The organism is Glaciimonas sp. CA11.2 (assembly GCF_034314045.1).
GTDB lineage: Bacteria > Pseudomonadota > Gammaproteobacteria > Burkholderiales > Burkholderiaceae_D > Glaciimonas.
Genome location: NZ_JAVIWL010000002.1, coordinates 1 through 17,485 on the forward strand (window position 1 = coordinate 1; position 17,485 = coordinate 17,485).

Annotated in this window: 13 protein-coding genes and 2 pseudogenes; 5 read left to right on the top strand and 10 right to left on the bottom strand. The window is 51.1% G+C overall.

Going from position 1 to position 17,485, the window contains the following annotated elements; all coding sequences use genetic code 11:
- The first annotated feature begins 223 nt into the window (after nucleotides 1-223).
- Together istA and istB (RGU75_RS23325) are read left to right on the top strand one after the other, a co-directional pair.
- Nucleotides 224-1,747 carry an IS21 family transposase gene (gene istA / locus RGU75_RS23320; protein ID WP_322240175.1) on the top strand — a complete coding sequence of 508 codons (1,524 nt, stop codon included), beginning with the start codon at nucleotides 224-226 and terminating at the stop codon, nucleotides 1,745-1,747.
- A gap of 11 nt (nucleotides 1,748-1,758) precedes the next feature.
- Nucleotides 1,759-2,529, top strand: coding sequence for an IS21-like element helper ATPase IstB (istB, locus tag RGU75_RS23325; protein ID WP_322232626.1), 771 nt, complete (start codon nucleotides 1,759-1,761; stop codon nucleotides 2,527-2,529).
- A gap of 537 nt (nucleotides 2,530-3,066) precedes the next feature.
- Here istB (RGU75_RS23325) and RGU75_RS23330 read toward each other — a convergent pair.
- Nucleotides 3,067-3,357: pseudogene (locus RGU75_RS23330) on the bottom strand (ATP-binding cassette domain-containing protein); the annotation flags it as partial.
- A gap of 70 nt (nucleotides 3,358-3,427) precedes the next feature.
- Here RGU75_RS23330 and RGU75_RS23335 point away from each other — a divergent pair.
- On the top strand, nucleotides 3,428-3,967 hold the full coding sequence (locus RGU75_RS23335) for a hypothetical protein (protein ID WP_322240808.1): 540 nt from the start codon (nucleotides 3,428-3,430) through the stop codon (nucleotides 3,965-3,967).
- A gap of 503 nt (nucleotides 3,968-4,470) precedes the next feature.
- Here RGU75_RS23335 and RGU75_RS23340 read toward each other — a convergent pair.
- Together RGU75_RS23340 and RGU75_RS23345 are read right to left on the bottom strand one after the other, a co-directional pair.
- On the bottom strand, nucleotides 4,471-5,370 hold the full coding sequence (locus RGU75_RS23340; protein ID WP_322240810.1) for a glycine betaine ABC transporter substrate-binding protein: 900 nt from the start codon (nucleotides 5,368-5,370) through the stop codon (nucleotides 4,471-4,473).
- A gap of 49 nt (nucleotides 5,371-5,419) precedes the next feature.
- Entirely contained in the window at nucleotides 5,420-6,358 is a 939-nt protein-coding gene (locus tag RGU75_RS23345; RefSeq protein WP_322240812.1) for an NAD(P)-dependent oxidoreductase, read from the bottom strand.
- Nucleotides 6,359-6,468: 110 nt separating this feature from the next.
- Between RGU75_RS23345 and RGU75_RS23350 the strand changes: the two genes are divergently transcribed.
- Entirely contained in the window at nucleotides 6,469-7,386 is a 918-nt protein-coding gene (locus RGU75_RS23350) for a LysR substrate-binding domain-containing protein (protein WP_322240814.1), read from the top strand.
- 134 nt (nucleotides 7,387-7,520) lie between these two features.
- On the opposite strand, the pseudogene RGU75_RS23355 reads toward RGU75_RS23350, so the two are convergent.
- Nucleotides 7,521-7,814: pseudogene (locus RGU75_RS23355) on the bottom strand (IS3 family transposase); the annotation flags it as partial.
- Nucleotides 7,815-7,852: 38 nt separating this feature from the next.
- Nucleotides 7,853-8,545: an IS6 family transposase gene (locus RGU75_RS23360; protein ID WP_322240816.1), complete on the bottom strand. Its 693-nt coding sequence runs from the start codon at nucleotides 8,543-8,545 to the stop codon at nucleotides 7,853-7,855.
- Between the two features lie 59 nt (nucleotides 8,546-8,604).
- On the opposite strand from RGU75_RS23360, the gene istB (RGU75_RS23365) reads away from it, so the two are divergent.
- Nucleotides 8,605-9,348: an IS21-like element helper ATPase IstB gene (gene istB, locus RGU75_RS23365; RefSeq protein WP_322240818.1), complete on the top strand. Its 744-nt coding sequence runs from the start codon at nucleotides 8,605-8,607 to the stop codon at nucleotides 9,346-9,348.
- 369 nt (nucleotides 9,349-9,717) lie between these two features.
- Here istB (RGU75_RS23365) and RGU75_RS23370 read toward each other — a convergent pair whose 3' ends face one another.
- From RGU75_RS23370 to RGU75_RS23390, 5 genes are all read right to left on the bottom strand, one after another.
- Nucleotides 9,718-13,590 (bottom strand): response regulator, encoded by a 3,873-nt coding sequence (locus RGU75_RS23370; protein WP_322240820.1) that lies wholly within the window; start codon nucleotides 13,588-13,590, stop codon nucleotides 9,718-9,720.
- Between the two features lie 163 nt (nucleotides 13,591-13,753).
- Nucleotides 13,754-14,794: an HD domain-containing phosphohydrolase gene (locus tag RGU75_RS23375; protein ID WP_322240822.1), complete on the bottom strand. Its 1,041-nt coding sequence runs from the start codon at nucleotides 14,792-14,794 to the stop codon at nucleotides 13,754-13,756.
- 371 nt (nucleotides 14,795-15,165) lie between these two features.
- Nucleotides 15,166-15,288: a hypothetical protein gene (locus RGU75_RS23380; RefSeq protein ID WP_322240824.1), complete on the bottom strand. Its 123-nt coding sequence runs from the start codon at nucleotides 15,286-15,288 to the stop codon at nucleotides 15,166-15,168.
- A 557-nt stretch (nucleotides 15,289-15,845) separates the two neighbouring features.
- The gene (locus RGU75_RS23385) at nucleotides 15,846-16,475 is read right to left on the bottom strand and encodes a hypothetical protein (RefSeq protein WP_322240826.1); all 630 of its coding nucleotides are present in this window, start codon (nucleotides 16,473-16,475) and stop codon (nucleotides 15,846-15,848) included.
- The gene (locus RGU75_RS23390; RefSeq protein WP_322240828.1) at nucleotides 16,475-17,470 is read right to left on the bottom strand and encodes an ATP-binding protein; all 996 of its coding nucleotides are present in this window, start codon (nucleotides 17,468-17,470) and stop codon (nucleotides 16,475-16,477) included. Before RGU75_RS23390 ends, RGU75_RS23385 begins: the two co-directional genes overlap by 1 nt.
- Between the last annotated feature and the right edge of the window lie 15 nt (nucleotides 17,471-17,485).

Genomic DNA, 17,485 nt, shown 5'->3' on the forward strand with positions numbered 1-17,485 from the left:
TGGCCGATCGTGACCACCGATTCTGGTCTATCGTGACCGACCATTCTGGCGCATCGTGACCGCTCATTCCGGTCTATCGTGACCGATTTCAAGCCCGACCAGAATCGGCGGTCACGATAGCAGAATCATCGGTCACGATACCGGAATGGTGTCGTACAGCACCGTGATGATGTTACGCATAGAGCAACCGAACGGGTACGCTTCCAGTTTGTCTGGAGACAACGTGCCCGTACAAAGGATCACTATGCGTAAGATAAAAGACGTATTACGTTTAAAACTGGATGCCAAACTATCGCACCAGCAGATTGCCGCAGCACTGGGGATTTCAAAAGGAGTCGTCACCAAGTATGTCGGCCTGGCCGCCGTTGCCGGTTTGGACTGGTCGGCGGTGCAAGATGTAGACGACACCGAGTTGGCGCACCGGCTTTTGGTCACGCCAGAACGGACCCGAGACCATGTCCAGCCAGATTACGCCAGGCTGCATCACGAACTGCGGCGCAAGGGGATGACGCTGATGTTGCTATGGGAAGAGTATCGTGCCGATTATGCCCAGCACCAGACCTATGCCTACTCACAGTTCTGCGTGAATTACCGGCAGTTTGCCAAACAGCTCAAACGCTCTATGCGCCAGATTCACCGGGCTGGCGAGAAACTGTTCATTGATTATGCTGGTCCGACTATCGGTCTCACTGATGGTAGCCGTGCCCACATCTTCGTCGCTGCTCTGGGCGCATCGAGCTACACCTATGCCTGTGCTACGCCGCGTGAGACGATGGCCGACTGGCTCACTTCGACAGCGCGTGCGCTGCGCTTCTTCGGCGGGGTACCGCAGTTGATTGTTCCCGATAATCCGAAGGCTATGATCGCCGACGCCAATCGCTACGAACCACGCAGTAACGACACCGTACGCGATTTTGCGCGCCACTACGGCACCTCCATCTTGCCAGCCCGTCCGCGTCATCCTCAGGATAAAGCGAAGGCCGAATCAGCAGTGCAGATCGTCGAGCGCTGGATCATGGCGCGTCTGCGACATCAGCAATTTAGCAGCGTCCACGAGGTCGATGTCGCCATCGCACCGCTGCTGAGCGTACTTAACGATAAGCCGTTTCAGAAGCTACCCGGTAGTCGCGCCAGTGCGTTTGCCCAACTCGATGTCCCGGCGCTACGGCCTTTGCCATTGCAATGTTATGAGATGGCGCATTTCAAGACTGTCAGGGTGCATAACGATTACCACGTTGAGATCGGCCGCCATCACTACAGTGTGCCGCAAGCCCTGGTCGGTCAGGTGCTGGAAGCCCGGATGACAGCGACGACAGTGGAAATCCTGCATCGCGGTCAACGTGTCGCCAGTCATCCGCGCAACAGTGGCGAAGGCGGGTTCACCACCGACACCCTGCATATGCCGGTGGCGCATCGTGCGCAATTGGAATGGACGCCACAGCGACTGATTCACTGGGGACAGACCATCGGTACGGCGACAGCGGAGGCGGTGACGCGTCTGATGGCCGAGAACAGACATCCCGAGCACGGCTACCGTGCCTGTCTTGGTCTGCTGTCATTGGCCAAGCGCTACGGCAAGCCACGTCTTGAAGCAGGATGCATGCTGGCCTTACAGCTCGGTGCCTGCCAATACCGCCACGTCCGTGACATTCTCAAAAATAACCGTGATCGCACACCGTGTGCCCCAGTTGGCGATTGGGTCAGTCCTGACCATGCCCATGTGCGTGGCCCTGATTACTATCAATGAGGATGTCAACGATGATGATGCATACCACTCTGGCCCAATTGCGGACCTTAAAACTCGATGGCTTAGCGACCGGACTGGAGGAACAATTGACGCAGGCCAGTATGGCGGCGATGAGTTTCGAGGAACGTCTGGCACTCTTGGTTGATCGCGAAGTCCATTGCCGCAATGACCGCAAGCTCCTGCGCCTGCTTAAGAACGCCCACCTGAAATACGCACAAGCGGCGATTGAAGACATTGATGCCCGCTCGGGGCGTGGCATCGACCGCCGTGAAGTGATGAGTCTGGCGCTGGGAGATTGGGTCAGTGCTGGCCACAGCATTCTCATTACCGGACCGACCGGTGCTGGCAAATCGTGGCTGGCCTGCGCACTGGCACAGTACGCCTGTCGGCGCGGATACTCTGCTGTTTATCAACGCGTACCCCGTCTACAGGAAGAACTACGCATCCGGCACGGCAGCGGCAGCTTTGGGAAATGGCTGCTCCAACTCGCCAAGATCGATGTCTTGGTACTTGATGACTGGGGCATGGGCGCGATCGACAGCACGACCCGTTCCGACTTGCTGGAGATGATTGACGACCGGGCGGCAAACAGAGCGACGATTATTACCAGTCAACTTCCTGTTGACCATTGGCATGCCTGGATTGGCGACGCCACTATTGCCGACGCCATCCTGGACCGCATTCTGCAGCGCAATCATCGGCTGACACTGACCGGCGATTCACTGCGTGGCGCAGAACGACCTAAAACCAGCAAAAAGGAGAAAACTATCGACCCATCGTGACCGCAGACATTACAATTTAACCGCGTAACAACATCGCAGGCGCAGCGGTCACGATCGGCCAGAATGAGCGGTCACGTTGACCAGAATACGCACCTATCGTTCGGTGACGCGAAAATACTTTGATTCCAAAGCTGTTTTCGCCTGTTACTCATTTACGTAGGAATCCTTACGGTCCCCCAATATGGTCGAACGGATCTGGTCGAAAGTGGTGGTGGCGATACGCGGCCTACGGACCTCGGTAAAAAGGAAGAAATCTGCGTATATCTTACATGCATTTCTAACGTTATAAAACGAGCTTTCGTTATATTTAAATTGCGCAATAATGGATAACTGCTATTTTTTTGCTATAACAATGCAAGAACGTGATTGGAAATCGGTTTCGGCCGATTGACAGCCCGAAAGGCTACTGAAAATGCCGGCTGCGACCCAGACAGCAAGTGATTGATTTATAAGGGGATTACTGGAGCGACCCCGCTGAAACCCGCATGGATACTAGGGGTGCCTATCGTCGTATATTGCAAGGGAATCAAAAGGACCCCTCATCGCAGCGACGTCTTGACCATCCACCCAGACGCTGCCCGCGCTCGGATCAACTAGGCGATTGATCAGACGGACCAGGGTTGATTTACCCGAACCGGAGAGCCCCATCAGCACAAAAATTTCGCCCTCTTTCACCTCGAATGAAACATCCTGGACACCGACGATTTGCCCTGTTTCAGCAAAAATCTTGTCCTTTGAGTATCCTTTTTTAAGCATACTCAAAGCCGCCCCTGGATTATTCCCAAAGACCTTGTATAGGTGGTCAACCACCACTTTTCCTGATTTCATCAACTGTCTCCTGATTGATCTAAGTCCCAAATATACCGATGCTTATAAAACAATTTCTGTAAAACAAGAAATGCGACTTCAAGACAGCGATTTTCAAGTTGAATCGGGCACTTTATTGCCAGATTTACGGCATCCAAGTGGGATGCCTCGCACGCTGGACGTATTCACCGATTTCCGCGACCCGATGTTGATCAGCATCGGCATGGTTGCCGATTTTGGCGAGGAATTTTATGCGGAAGTGCCCTTTACCGCCGCCGCGTGCAGTGCCTTTGTGCGGGAAGCGGTCATTCCGCTGTTGAACCAGTATCCACATGCCTACTGTCCGGTTACAGAACTTGGTATGCGCATCACGGCATGGATGAAAATCGTCAAGCGCAACAGTGAAGGCGTTGAAATTTGCATCGACTATCAAACCGATTGGGATTTGTTCGCCGACGCGTTAGACAATCGCGTGCCGCCATGGTGCAAGCCGCGCCATGGCGGACGCAATATTAACGAGTTGCTGCGTTACGCGTATCACAAGAAAAATGGTTTGCCAGAACACCACGCGCTCTACGACGCGCAGGCCGCACGCTACGCATTTCGTGAGCGCCCGCCTGTCACGATATAAGAGAAGTCATGCTGATCTCTTTAGACACCGAATTCACGGGACTCAGCCCAATTTTGAACCAGGAATAGCTGCGTCTATCGCCCATCTCAAACCAGAGATGTAAGAAGGCTAAAAACCAGCCCCTATTTGTCGCGACCTGCGTTTGAAAACGGTCCGACCTGCATTCAGCGGTTTTTTCGACCAGAATTAGCTGCGGCCAGCGTCCACCTCAAACCAGAGATAACTGCGAATGAACCTGCAATCAGCCGCGCCGACCTGTATTCCATCGCAGCGAACCAGCAAAAATTGCGACTGCGGCGCGGCCATAAACTCGTTGGTAGAACCAGTTCCTGGACGAGTTTCTTGGATTGAGTTCTTGGACGTTGCGTGCCGGGCATGGCAATCAGCGTGCACTGGCGGCTACCACGTCCAAGAAACCTCCGGTTTTTGCACTTTATCAAGCATGGCGCAGAATGTGTTCAGCAATCAGCTTGATCCGAAGCGATGGCTCATCGTAGTCGAGATCAGTTGCCGTAAAGCGGGAGCTTCCTTGCACCTGTGGTCCATTCAGCAATTTTCTCCGGGTGGGCTTTAAGATAGCGGCTAATCGCGCCATCGTAATCCGAACTCGCGTTGGCCTCAGCCATAATCGTCTGCAGGTCGGACAGCGGCAGCTTGTAGTGTTCAAGGAAATCCGCTGCGCGCGGGAAATCTTTGCGGAAACCTTTGCGAGAAAGCGCGTGTACGCCTTCGGCCCCACCCAACGAGGCCTTTGGATCCTCCAGATACCGTAGCTTCCATTTTCCGAACATCCAGTGAGGGGTCCAGCCCGTGACGACGATCCAGTCATTTTTTCGCATAGCGTGATCAAGTGCGATGGTCATCGCGGCCGCACTGCTGGGGACTAGCTTATAGTCCGCCAAATTGTAGTTTTTGATCGTTTCCTCGGACTTGCGCATCAGGCCAGTGCCGGCGTCGATACCCTGAATTTTTTCATTAAGCTTGCGCCGTACTTCGGGCTTCGCCAGGTCGGCGATGGTTCTGACTTCGTTCAAAGGAACATAGTCGGGTACGACCCAGCCGAGACGGCCCTCGTAGATGACGCCGAGATCATCGACACGGTTTTTGAACTTATCCCAATAGGCTGCTTGGGTATTCGGCAACCAGGCCATCAGCATCGCGTCAAGCTTACCTGTAGCAACGCCTTGGTACTGCAGTCCGAGCGCGACAGCCGACATGTCAACTTTGTAGCCGAGTTGCTGTTCGAGAACTTCCTTGGCCATTTTTGTGACAACCTCAGAGTCGGGCTCGGCAAACCAGCTCAGTCGCAAGGCCGTGCCCTCCGCCGCTTGGACGCCGAATGACATGAGCAGCACGCTAGCCAGCGTCAATCCCTTTAGGGAACCTATAAGTTTGAGTATCATTTCATCATCCTTTAGTTAGAAATTCGAATTTCTTGGGTGCTAGCCGGTGTTAGGCTAGTAACTGAGACCGTGTCGGCGTCACTTCCCATGGCGGGATCCAGTCGCCTGCAACGCGCAAAGCCACCCCAGCGTCCTCCTCGATGAGTCGGCAGACGCTCATTTCGCCAGCACGCTCACCGTAACGCTGCTTCGCTTCTTCGAAGCGCGCGTGTGTCGCACGGGTCAGCTCGCAACGTGTGCCGGTTTCATGCAACAATTCTTCGATCAGACCGAGATCTTTGAGACACAGCGCGAGCGGGAAGGACGGATCGTAGTGGCCAGCAAAGATCGATGGTACGTCATGTTGCATCACGAAACTATCGGCGGCACCGCCCTTCATCGCTTCCCACCAAACTTCGGGTTCCAGGCCAGCGACCTTGGCCGCAACCATGGCTTCTCCGATCGCAGCGGCGTGGATCTTCCAGAGTTGATTGTTGACCAGTTTAGCGACGTAGCCGTTGCCGTAGCGGCCGACCTTACGCACCACACCCATCGCCTCAAGCACGGGACGCGTTTTTTCAATGTGTGAATCATCTCCACCTACAAACAAGATCATGTCACCACGGATTGCTGAATCAACAGAACCAGTAACTGGCGAATCAATCGGAAATCCACCAAGCGCGATGAACTCGTCGGCAAGTTTCCGCATCAGAGAGGGACTGCTGGTGGTCAGATCGATCCAGTGCTTGCCTTTAACATCGGTTTCGAAAAAACCACCCACTCCGCGAACCACTTGCTCAATCTGCACCGGTCCGAAGACCATACTCACCACGACATCGACGCGCTCGATCAATTCGCGCGGGCTGTCTGCCCAAGCCGCTCCGTTAGCCAACAAGGTTTCAGCAGCTTCCCGGCGCAGGTCATACACGACCATCTCGAAACCTCGCTCCTGTATATTTCTGGCGGCTGGGAGTCCCATGGTTCCTAAACCTATAAATCCTACCTTCATAACATCTCACTCCTCTGGTTGACAGGCCAACATATGCCTAGGAATCAATATAGAATGCCGCTTTGTGACAAGCAAACGAATTGTTGTTATGCTGACGATCACGAAACGTGATGATGGGTGCCATGTTGAAATACCTTGATCTGACCTTACTCCAAGCTTTTGCAGCTGTCGTTGACAGCGGTAGCTTTACGCGCGCGGCCCGCTACCTGTGCCGTACTCAGTCCGCCGTGAGCATGCAGTTGCGCAAGCTGGAGGAGTTGATTGGCAAGCAAGTGCTCCAACGAGATAACCGTCACATAAGATTGACTGAAGAAGGCGAGGTGCTACTTGGCTATGCGCGCCGCATGATCCGCCTGAACGATGAGGCCCTTGCTGCGCTCGGTCAACCGTTCGCCGAAGGCCACGTCAGGCTCGGCATGCCAGACGATTACGCGCAATTTTTTTTACCTGCCGTCCTGACGAGCTTTGCCCATGCTTATCCACGTGTGCAACTGGAAGTAATCGGAGCGCTAAGTGGCGAGTTACTCGACAAAATTGAGGCTGGCGACCTCGACGTGGCCCTCATCACGCGACAGTCGAACCGCAGCTGCGGCCAAATATTGCGCAGAGAGCAACTGGTATGGGCCGGCTCACGTCAACATCTGGTGCACGATGAGGCGCCGGTTCCACTGGCTCTGTTTCCAGAGGGATGCGTATTCCGCGAACATGCGCTGGCTGCACTCGACGCCCACGGACGCCCTTGGCGTGTCGCCTACTCCAGCCAGAGCTTTGCTGGAGGAAAGATCGCCGTATCTGGAGGATTGGCTGTGACCGTGATGGCGCAGAGCATGGTACCGGTTGAGTGGCGGACTTTCGGGCTCGAGGAAAATTTTCCCCCGCTGCCCGAGGTCGAAATCGTTTTGCACCGAGCACCAGGCACGCTACCCACTGCGACGGCACTGTTGGAGGAACAGTTGATCAAAAGCGTTCGGACAGAATTCTGTGGAGCAGCCCCTGAAACATCGGACGCAGTCTGCCACTTGCCGTAGACGAGAGCAGTTAAAACCGGAGGCAGCCATTCGAGCAGATTTGGCGATATATTTATTGTCTCGCGAACAATCAGGGAGGCAATGATGCGGATGTGTGGTGGTCAAGTAATTTCGGACACAACAATAGGTTTTTTTTATGCCATTTTTCGCTCGTAGGCGACGGGCGACAGATTTCCCAATACTGAATTGAATCGCTCGGTGTTATAGAAGCCGACAATGTAAGCAGTAATGTCTTTGCTGGCCTCCGCGTGGTTGGCATATTGGCGTTGCCAGACGCGTTCCATCTTGAGATTGAGGAAGAAGCGTTCAGCAACGGCATTGTCCCAGCAGTTTGCACGGCGGCTCATACTGCAAACAAAGCCATGTTCATCGAGAAGGCTCTGGTAAAGCTGGCTGGCATATTGACTACGGTTCTGTCGCGTTAGCAAGGACAGATCGGATTTTTGGCTGGCTCTTGCCCCGGCCTTCAAACTGGACGGATTTGTCCTGCCAAAGCATAAAACTGGTCGGCAAAAGACATCGCATCGGAGTCTTCCATCATGAGCTGTCCTTTGCGGATCATGTGCATGAGTTCGATGCCGGCCAGGACGTTTCGGGTGGACCGAAATGATTTAAAGTTGAGCATCGGCTTGGTCACACGCTTGACGGCACGATGGTCTTGTTCGACGACATTGTTGAGGTATTTGACCTGCCGAACTACCATTGGCGTGTCCATGCCGGCATTGATCTTATCGATCGCCGCTTTGTTGGCACCGCTTTTATCCATCGTGACTTTTTCCGGGATACCGTTGGTCTGCATGGCCTTGTCGAAAAAACGTGTGGCTGCCGCCTTGTCCCGTCTGGCCGTCAAAAGAAAATCGACCGTCTTGCCCTCCTTGTCCACGGCCCGATAGAGATACTTCCAGACCCCTTTTACGCTAATAGACGTTTCGTCCATTCGCCAGCTGCCGCCAACCGGACGCTTGTATTTGCGGAATACTTTTTCCAGCAGCGGCAAGAATCTGATAGCCCAACGATTGATCGAAGAATGGTCGACAACCACACCACGCTCCTCCATCATTTCCTCAAGATGCCGGTAACTCAAGGGGTAGGCCGCGTACCAGCGGATACACACCAGAATCACGTCGATCGGAAATCGCATCCCTTTGGTATCCAGCATCTCGGTTCGCCTTTTTTCAAAGGAAGAAGTCTACTCGAATGCTTTGATGACTGCGCTTAATGCGACAGAATCAGTATGAGAAGGTCGGCGCCGACTGCGCGCGTGAAGGCGTAGATTACCCACGCTATTTATTACGGTTGTGCGAACTCGAACGTATCGACCGTGAACGCCGCACGATGGAGCGGCGCATCCGTCTGGCCAGGTTTCCGGTGACCAAGAGTCTGGATACCTTCGACTTCATGGCGATGCCAACCTTAAACAAATCCCTGGTGCTCGAACTGACACGCTGTGAGTGGATTGATAAGCGCGAGAACGTCATCGCGTTAGGACCTTCGGGTGTTGGCAAGACGCATACTGCGCTGGCACTAGGATTAGCTGCCTGTCAGAAAGGACACAGCGTTGCCTTTACGACGGCCGCCGCCCTGGTCCATGAACTGATGGAAGCGCGTGACGAGAAACGACTGCGTGCCTTGCAAAAGCAACTGACTAACGTGAAGTTACTGATTGTCGATGAACTGGGCTATGTGCCGTTCACAGCGGTCGGTGCGGAATTGTTGTTTGAGGTCTTTAGCCGACGCTATGAGCACGGTGCCACGCTGGTGACCTCGAATTTACCGTTTGACGAGTGGACCAGCGTCCTCGGTTCGGAGCGGCTGACTGGCGCCTTGCTTGACCGGCTTACCCATCACGTCCACATCCTGGAAATGAACGGCGAATCGTATCGATTGGCCACCAGCAAGAAACGGCAACAGCGCAATGTCAAACCAAACAGCACTGCTGAAAAAGGAGGGGCCAACCCGTAAAAGCAACGACTTGAGGGAACGGGCTACGCTGCGCTGCGCCCGCCACCCCAACTCTGCAGAGTATAGAAATGTGCATTGAAAAGAGAACAATTCAGGGCCTCAACGGCTCTATTTATTAACCCGGATTGGTACACTTTTAACGCGCCATTTGGTACATCTTTACTCCGGCATTGACAACTCAACACATTGACGGCCAATATCACTGCGAAAGCACCGACCTGCAAAAGTATCGACCATCAGGGGAGCCCACACTGCGAATAACAAGGTCTATGACGGCACCACCGCGGAAACCCTCAGCGGTGGTTCATTAATGGGCGTGCAAGCTGCCAATATTGGAAATGTCGCCTTGAACCAGATAACGCGGATGATTTACCAATGATACGACCGCATCGTCTGCACCAATTCTGCCAGCGCGATATCGAGTTCTTTGATAGGCTCATCGATATCCGCTTGGTCGGCTAATCGCTCAATATTCTGCACTGCCTGTATAGTACGTTCGGCTGAAAAAATACCTAATATTCCTCGTAATGTATGTGTACTACAGCGTACTTTGTCGACGGAATGCTGCGTTACTCCGTCCTTTATATGCTGCACGTGAATGGCTGCTTCCACCAAAAATAGCTGCACGACCTTGTCAAAAATTACGTGGTCATCATCAACATCTTTTCGTGTCTTAGCGAAATCTGCAACAGTGAGCGTCCTGACTGTAATTGCGGGCTTATCAATATGAACAGGCCGGCCTAATTTATTCAACTCACGCCATAATGCTTCGGTGTTAATTGGTTTTGACAGATAACTATCCATGCCCGCTTCCAAGCATTTTTCACGGCTGCCTTGCACCACATGAGCCGTCAATCCTATGATAGGTACACGTCCCTGCCTCTGCTGCTCAAGTTCACGTATTCGCATGGTCGCCGCGTACCCGTTTAGTAAAGGCATATCAACATCCATTAGAATCAGATCATATTGCCCGACTTGCCATTTGTCGACGGCCATAAGACCGTTCTCTGCGATATCGATGCTGTGCCCGAATTTTTGTAATAACACTGTGATCAAAGTTTGGTTAACACTATTATCTTCTGCCAGTAGCACATTGATTTTGTGTTTCTTTTCGCGCAAAGAGTGGCGCGGGAGCAACTGCGGTACTTTTCCATATGCTAGCCCGAGGGCCTTCATAATCGCGTCAAGTAAGTCAGATTGCAAATATGGTTTATTTAAATAGGCGACAACTCCCAACTCACTACAACGTATCGCATCGCCCCGCTGCCCATCGGAAGTAAGCATCATGACCGGTGCAATGGCATCTTCATGTTGAGCACGCAGATGTTCAATGACCGCAAAACCATCCATGTCTGGCATTCGGACGTCGAGTAACAGCAACTTATACGGCTCACCAGCATGTTTGGCACGAGCCAGTTCATCTAGCGCCTGCTGTCCGCCAGATACTGAAGTCGGGTGCATTCCCCACAGCCGAGCAATCTCCACTGTAAGTTGACGATTGGTCGAATTGTCGTCAACCACTAACATCCGCATATCCTTCAAATCCACTATTTCATCAGGCAGTAGCGTCTCATGCGGGGTGCTCCCAAGCATGATATTGACAAAAAACGTGGAGCCCTGGCCAACTTTGCTCACTAGTGTGATGGTCCCGCCCATCAGTTCAACGAATCTGGACGATATCGAAAGTCCTAGCCCTGTACCACCGTAGTGGCGTGTGGTCGAGCTATCTGCCTGTGAGAATGAGTCAAAGATTGCCTTGAATTTTTGGTTGGAAATGCCGATGCCGGTGTCGCGAATACTGATGCACAACGACAGCCTGTTGCGATTTGCCGATTGTGTATCCATCGTGACCTTGACCACTATTTCGCCGTGTTCTGTAAATTTGATCGCATTTCCAATTAAATTTACAATAACCTGTCGCAGTCGTCTCGGATCGCCAATCAGTATTCGTGGAATAGCAGGATCAATATCGAGGAGTAACTCCAAATTTTTTTGATGAGCTTGCAAGGCAATCGAACGTGCGGTTTGCGATAGCATGTCACGCAAATCGAATTCAATCTCATCAATATCCATCTTCCCGGCTTCAATTTTGGAAAAATCAAGAATGTCATTGATGATATGGAGTAACGCATCCGCGGAGGACTTGACCAACCCAAGATACTCCTTTTGTTCCTGATTTAACTCAGTATCGAGCGCAAGTTCGGTCATCCCGATAATGCCATTCATTGGCGTACGAATTTCATGGCTCATGTTGGCTAGAAAACTGCTCTTGGCAACGCTAGCGTCCTCGGCAACTTGCTTGGCCTGCCGCAATTGTTCTAAAGATTGATTACGCTCAGTGATATCGCGTGACGAATTGATCAACACAGGCTGTCCGTCCAGTTCATGCGCCATACCGTTAACCTCAACATCAATGAAGGCACCGTCTTTTCGCCTGTGACGTGATAAAAACTGGAATCTCTTGTTAACTTCGAACTGATTCTTTATTACCAGCGTAAGCTCTTCAACAGATAATTGCACATCCCAATGGCAAACATTGCATCCGATGATTTCATCACGCTGATAGCCAAGCATGGCAAAGAAGGAATCGCTCGCCGTGATCAAATTTCCATCAACATCAAGGATATGTATTCCATCGCTGGCATTACGTAAGATCGCCAGATTCTTTTCATTCTGTCTTTCCACATCCTTTTTCGATTGTTCCAATTGCTTGGTTCTTTCTTTGACCTCCTCTTTGATCCTCGATGTATACCCAGTACCAAGCAATAGCAGCGATCCCAGTAATCCGCTACCAAACGTACCCACGGCGAGTAAGGCCCAGCTTTGCCAGTTACGATGCAAAGTCCAATATTTTGGGGTTGGTGCGGTTGCCAGCTTGTAATGGCGGGAACCAAAATTGAAGAAGTAGTCGATTAATTCAGGATGACTTTCCTGATCAAAGTTATCGTAAATAATTTGTTTTTCATCAAGGTCGACAAGCCGGGTGTACAACATAGGACGGGTGTACTGGAGCAGCCTCTCCATAAAATCGCTTATCCGCAAAACGGTTAAAACGATACCTGATTTTGAATCATTTGGCTCTACTGATAACAGTAACAGAACACCTATCTGGTGCTGACGCTCCTGCACCAGTTTTAACGGTGCAGAAATAATTAACGCTCCCGACTGATTGGCCTTACGTATTGCCTGCAATCGTGTCTGACTTGAAGAAAGATCAAATCCTAATGCCAACTCATTACCGGCAAGTGGCTCAACGTAGGTAACCGGATAATATTGGCTGCGTTTTTTTGCTTGCTGCATCGTTCCTTGATCATCACGCTCGCAAATCCTAAACGTTGGTGATTCCTGGCGTTGCGTATCTTCAAAAGACTGACGGTGTATTCCACTGACTTCCGGTGCCCATTCGATTGCCTGTATCATCGGAAAACGGATCAACGACCTTGCCACGAAACGATGAAAACCTCCCCGTGTAATTGGGCTTTTTTGATCATGAGTCATTAAACCTGCCACTTGTTCCAGCAACGATTCCTGCTCCTCAAGTTTGGTTTGAACCTGGCTGTTGACCTGCTGGGAAAGTTGCCGAAAATCATTTAATGAATCGTGATATTCCCACTGACTCGTTTTGAGAAATATCGCGACAAAAATCGTAAATATAAACAGCATAGGTAGCGCCACTGTACCTAAACGTTTTTTCCAAAGAACACGCGGTTCACCGGCCAAGATCATAACCAGAGGGAAAAACACTACGACACCGAGCGTATCGCCTAGCCACCAGCTAGCCCAATTAATGAAAATGCTGCTTGAACCAAAAACACCAAAAGCAAACAGACTGCTCACGGATAGACTGGCACTGATGAGACAAATAGCTGGAGCCAGAAGCATAAAGCGTAAGATTTCCCGGACACGATCAAGGCTAAGCGGGTAACCTATAACTTTCCTGAGCAAACAGCTCCCCACACTAGCCTGCACTACTGACGCAGCGGCAATCGACGCAGCGAGAATCAACTGCATTCTGTCCATGGATTGACCGGCCGAATACGCAATCCATATATTAAGCAGAAGTGCTCCCAGAAAAACGGACGGTAACTGCCGTTTTCCAGCAATAAACAGGACAGCCAGAGCAATTCCGGCAGGAGGGAAAATGGTTGAGGCATAACCGACTGGAAGCGTCAGCAGCATTGCCAATTTACCGCTGATCACATAGGTGACCGTTATTACACAAAAAATAAATAGTGCTCTCATTTTTTCGATAACTTCTTCTGCTGGTTAGGCCAACCGCAATAATCACTCAGGTAAATGATTGAAGGCCGGTCTGTTGTGCGGGTCTCTGTAGCGATTTACGCGCAGAGTCAGCATACATTCGCTTGGTCAAGTCGTTAGACAATGCCAGTCTCGCCCTGGAGAGTTATTCTTCCTTGAAACGAGTGCGTATCGCTACCACTTCATCCCAGTTAAGTAAGAAGGCATCCACGCATGCGGGATCGAAATGATGGCCGGAACCCTCACGTAACAATGCTACGGCACGTACGTCGTCCCAGGCTTTTTTATAGGGGCGTTCGGACGTCAGGGCATCGAACACATCGGCCACAGCGCATATGCGGGCAAAGATTGGAATGGCATCACCGACCAAGCCTTGGGGGTAGCCACTGCCATCGTATTTTTCATGATGTGACAAGGCAATTTGGGCTGCCGCCTGTAAGATAACGGATTGGCTACCATCAAGTATGTTGAAGCCTAAAATCGCATGCTGTTTCATGATTTCAAATTCTGCGGCATCCAGCCGGCCAGGCTTGAGCAGAATGTGATCAGGAATACCTACCTTGCCAACATCATGCATCGGTGTAGCGTTGAACAACATTTGTTGATCCTGCTCCGACAACCCCATATTGGCTGCTATTAGTTTGGAGAAATGGGACACGCGTAAAATATGCGAACCGGTTTCAGGGTCGCGGTAATCAGCCGCCTTCGACAAGCGGATAATAGTTTCCCGCTCGCGCGCTCTTATCTCGGCCGTGGCCTTTTCTACTTCTAAGGCCAAGCAGGTTGCGTTGTCTATTAAGTTTCGCTGACTACGCCGCAACGACAGCATATTGCGAGTACGCGCTACAAGTTCGACCTTATCTATCGGTTTTGAAAGAAAGTCATTGGCACCTGCCTCCAAGGCACGATGGCGGGTTTCGACCTGATCGTTGGCCGTCACCATCAATACAGGGATGTCTTCACGTCCCGGGAAAGCGCGAAAACGACGGATAAACTCAATGCCGTCCATTTCGGGCATCATATAATCAATGATAATTAAATCTGGAACATGTTCAGCACACCATGCCAGACCATCTTGCGGGTTGGTAAATGATTTTGGAACACACCCATCAAATTTACTGATCAAGTGCGATGTCAAAAAAAGATTGACCGAGGTATCGTCGATAACAATGACGTCTAATTTCATGTACTTGTCTCCAGATTTGGAACATTACAAAATAAAGTCTCGGCTAGAGCCATCGGCAGCGATCTCAGTTCAGCGGCCTCCGAATGGCCATCAACATTCCAATAACAGCAGCTCCTACAAGTACGAATACGAGCACAAACACCAGTGACTTTGTCGCGTTATTAATCACAAGGTGAAAATTTTCACCAAAGAAATTGTGTATCTCAAACTAAGGGGTCCCGTTGAATCGGGGCATAAACTGGTCGGCGAATAATATTGCATCCGCGTTATCGGTCGTGTACTGACCCTTGCGGATCACAAACTCGCCATCGGCACACAGCTAACCGGCGCTGGAGGGCGATTTCGCCTCGAGCATCGGCCGGGTGACCCGCTTAATAGCGCGATAGTCCTGCTCGATCCACCAGGTGTTTGTAGCTCAACGGACCAACCACGTAACAGCAGATACAGAGCAGAATCACATTGAGCGGAATACCCATCCCTTCAAAGTTGGGCATATTGATCCGTCCTCACACGGATCAATAGCCGAACACCTAACCAAGTGTATTTTTTACATCTTTTGCAATATTCTATAACAATGCCGTATGGAAATATATCCTTAAATAATTATGCCAATACGAAATACTAAAAACGACATTTTTTTCATGATGTCGATTCAAAAAAGGTTGGCTAGTTATATTGGCAGACCAATATCAGCCAAGAAAGGGGACTGCATCAGAGTCAAGCTACAGACGACTTGATGCTCAGGAGGCTGGCAAGAATAAATTTAGCCGAATCCATCTGGATTCTATCTATGGCTCGGTGGTGGTGAGTGATAAGACAGATTAGATTAGATTAGATTAGCGTAGACGAAAGCAAATTTGTCCAAATTGTGACGGTAAATTTGTCCAAATCCTGATTTTTTCCGAAGCATCAGAAATTTATCCAATAAATTCAATGCGTTATCGGTTTTAGAAAGTAAATTTGTCCAAAATTAATTTCGCGCATTGCGGAAAGCAAATTCGTCCATCTGTTTTAGCTGTTTTTTTGATAAAAATTCACCGAAATGAACAATTCAATGTGCGAAATAATGCAACCGCATGCGCGTGATGGCGACCCGCGCCTTTAAATTTAGTGGTGTTCTTTCTAAAAAACGTGGATGACAGGTGCCGTAATAGCTTCGGCAATATCCGCATCGAAATGGCGCATCCAACAGAATGACATTGAGCCGATATAGTGTTTTGCTGTCGCAGCGAACGCATGCGTTTTGCAAGGCGTTGCCATGTATCGGACAGTGCGTGACCAGCGCTATCTGAGGCACCACACTGTGATAGCCGCGGCGCATGCAGCGTGGACAATAGCGAAAGTCGGGGCAACCCAACCCATCTGGCAGCAATGCATTGCGAATCAGCTTCGATGGCAAGCACAGCATCTGATGTACGCGCCGGATGTCAACTTCACTGCTACTGGGATTAATTCCCTCATAGGGATCTACCACCGTTCTGGAAATTTGCCCTGCAATGAGATGGCCAGCGATCAGATTCATCCGCGCAAACTTCCAGAGCATGGATACGATAGATTCCTGCGGATCCAGCCACGTCGAATTAAAGACGTATCCCAGTGCAGGGGTTAGGGCATGCGTATCGACCAGCATAATCGGATACGCAGTAAACGCGGGAATCTTGATCTCGCCGCGCTCTCGCACTAAGCCTCCCGCAGCGCCAGTTTAAGACGACTGGTAGCGATCCTGATTTGGGTATAACCGGAGTGTCGTATTGCTTGTTCCCAGAGCGCAGGCGGTGGCCGATAAGCCGGTGCATCATGAATCGCTGCGTCCTTAAGGACGATCTCGACGGCGCGGGTAAACGATTCCATCGGAATATCCATCGCCCCGCTGAATCCGGCTTTGTTATGGATGTTCTCGAAGGTTGTCCAAATTAACTGCGCATCATCAGTGAGGACATAGCCAGCATCCACCGCTTGCTGCAAATAGAATCGGGTAAAACTCCATTCCGAGCCGCGTGGATAGAAGGTCTGGCCGTATCCCGCCAGGCAGGTGGCCACTTCATTGACATCGCGCACGCCATAAAATGCCAGCTCTTCGACCATCAGACGGGCCACAATTTGCATCTTCCCGCTACGCTGGAAATTGGTTTTAATCGACAGCAAATCCTGCTGGCCGACTAGAAATGTGAACAGCTTGATTTCCATGCGATCCAGATGATCGTGAATGTCGCGTAACCACTCATATTCGTTTTCATCGAAGCGCTGGGCTTCATCGCAAAACAAGATGACGGTACCGCGCCCGGCCTTGATACAGGCTTCGCGAATTTTATTGATCAGGCGTTGCCGCTTGGCAGAATTCGATCCGCCTGACGCATCAGGGTAACCAACGGCTTCCAGCAGATTGGCGAAGAGCGGGCCTTCTGCATGGCGCGGCTTATGTTCAGCTTGCACATGATAGGTGGTGATGGTCGGCACTTTTTCAGCGAGTAACAAGCGGATGTATTCAATCGCTTTAGTCTTGCCTATTCGCGGTGGACCATAAATTAATGCACCGGTAATGCGGTAGCGTAAACAGCGAGAAATAAGTTCGTAAAACGCCTGGATGGCCGGGGTAGCGATCCGGTACTGGCCGGTAGCGAGTGGATGTAATTCCTTGCTGATGGGACGGGTCAGGCGGTTGTTATGGCTAGACAAAGGATCTCTCCTTGA